This window comes from Ornithinibacter sp. (assembly GCF_035443565.1).
Taxonomy (GTDB): domain Bacteria; phylum Actinomycetota; class Actinomycetes; order Actinomycetales; family Dermatophilaceae; genus Fodinibacter.
Genome location: NZ_DAORSO010000117.1, coordinates 3,045 through 4,442, shown reverse-complemented (window position 1 = coordinate 4,442; position 1,398 = coordinate 3,045). Strand labels below are relative to the sequence as shown.

Genomic DNA, 1,398 nt, shown 5'->3' with positions numbered 1-1,398 from the left:
TCGCGGGCCCGGGCCTCGGTCCAGTCCACGAGCCACGAGCCGATGCCGCGACCGCGCACGTCGGGGTGCACGGCGCCCTCGGCCCGGGTGCCGCCGCGAGTAACCTCGGCAGCCGCGACGACGTGCCCGTTCTCGAAGAGCCCGATGCTGTCGTGCGCCAGGTCGAAGCTCGGCCGCGACCAGTCGCCGGCGAGGTCCTCGGGCTCGATGGCGAGGTGGCCGGCATCCGCGACCTCGTCGGCCGCGTAGACGGCATACACCTCGTCGAGGTCAGTGGGCGTCAGCGGGCGTGCGGTCAGGCCGGGGGGCGGGGGCGGAGTCGTCATGGTCCAACTCTGTCACTCCGCGCAAGGTCAGGTGCAGCCCCAGGCTGAGCTCCCACAGGAAGATCGGCAGCGTCGCGACGACACTCCACGGCGACAGCTGCTCGAACACCCCGACGAGCGTCGCCAGCGTGCTCGCGAACAGCAGCGGTGCGCCGATCAGGCCGAGCAGCGGGATGCCGCGCGGCACGAGCCGGGCGCGGTACAGGGCGGTGCCGAGCAGGGCGGCGTTGACCGAGGCGAGGAGCCCCGGCGCCAGCAGGAACGTGGCGTCGCGCAAGGAGACGAGCGACTGGGATGCTGCGACGAGGGTTTCATCGGATGCCGTGCCGGGGTCGCGTCGCAAGGTCACCACCGCGACCAGCGCCAGCGCGCCGATCCCCAGGGTGGCGCCCTCGAGCAGCCGCGAGGCGACGAAGCCGATGGCAAGCGTCTGGTGTCGCCGACGGATGATCGGGTAGAGCGCCACCGCCGTGCCGATCGCCGCGGCGACGTTGACGAGGTCGAGGACGATGCCGAGCACCACCCGGGTCTGCGGCCCGTCGCCGAGGACGTAGTCGGGCTGGGTGAGGATCGGCTGGATGAGGGCCAGTGCGGGGATCGAGGACACGATCGTCGCGAGGTAGAGCAGCCCGGCGGCCAGGGCTGAGCGTCGGGTGGGGGACATGGGGGCTCCTTCACGGACAGTTGTGTACGGCGTACACCTAAGAATGCGATGACCATAGGTGTACGGTGTACGCGTGTCAAGCAGCAAGCGCCCCCGGCTCCAGCGCCACGACGTCGTCGAGGCCGCGGTGGCCCTCGCCGACGAGGTCGGCATCGACGCGCTGAGCATGCGCACCCTGGCCCAGCGCCTCGACGTCGTCCCCATGGCGCTCTACAAGCACGTGGCCAACAAGGACGAGCTCCTCGACGCGATGGTCGACCACGTCGTGGGCGAGATCGAACCCGCCGGCCCGGACGAGAACTGGCGGCACGGCATCCGGGCGCGGATTTTGTCGTCGAGGGCGGCGCTGCTGCGCCATCCGTGGGCGCCCGGGCTCATCGAGACCCGCACCCAGGCCTCTCCCGTCGT

Annotated in this window: 3 protein-coding genes; 1 reads left to right on the top strand and 2 read right to left on the bottom strand. The window is 71.5% G+C overall.

Translation table 11 applies throughout. The annotated features are described in order from the left end of the window. Together PLL68_RS11130 and PLL68_RS11125 are read right to left on the bottom strand one after the other, a co-directional pair. Window positions 1–326: GNAT family N-acetyltransferase (locus PLL68_RS11130; RefSeq protein WP_324534080.1), on the bottom strand; the 326-nt coding region annotated here is incomplete at its 3' end. Beyond that, window positions 271–990, bottom strand: a complete 720-nt coding sequence (locus PLL68_RS11125; protein WP_324534078.1) for a DUF4386 domain-containing protein — start codon at window positions 988–990, stop codon at window positions 271–273. The genes PLL68_RS11125 and PLL68_RS11130, both read right to left, overlap by 56 nt. A gap of 73 nt (window positions 991–1,063) precedes the next feature. On the opposite strand from PLL68_RS11125, the gene PLL68_RS11120 reads away from it, so the two are divergent. After that, on the top strand, window positions 1,064–1,398 hold a 335-nt coding region (locus tag PLL68_RS11120), incomplete at its 3' end, for a TetR family transcriptional regulator (protein WP_324534076.1).

Bases quoted from the DNA above. Each gene is read 5' to 3' on its own strand.
- PLL68_RS11125 (WP_324534078.1), bottom strand. From the start codon at position 990: ATGTCCCCCACCCGACGCTCAGCCCTGGCCGCCGGGCTGCTCTACCTC.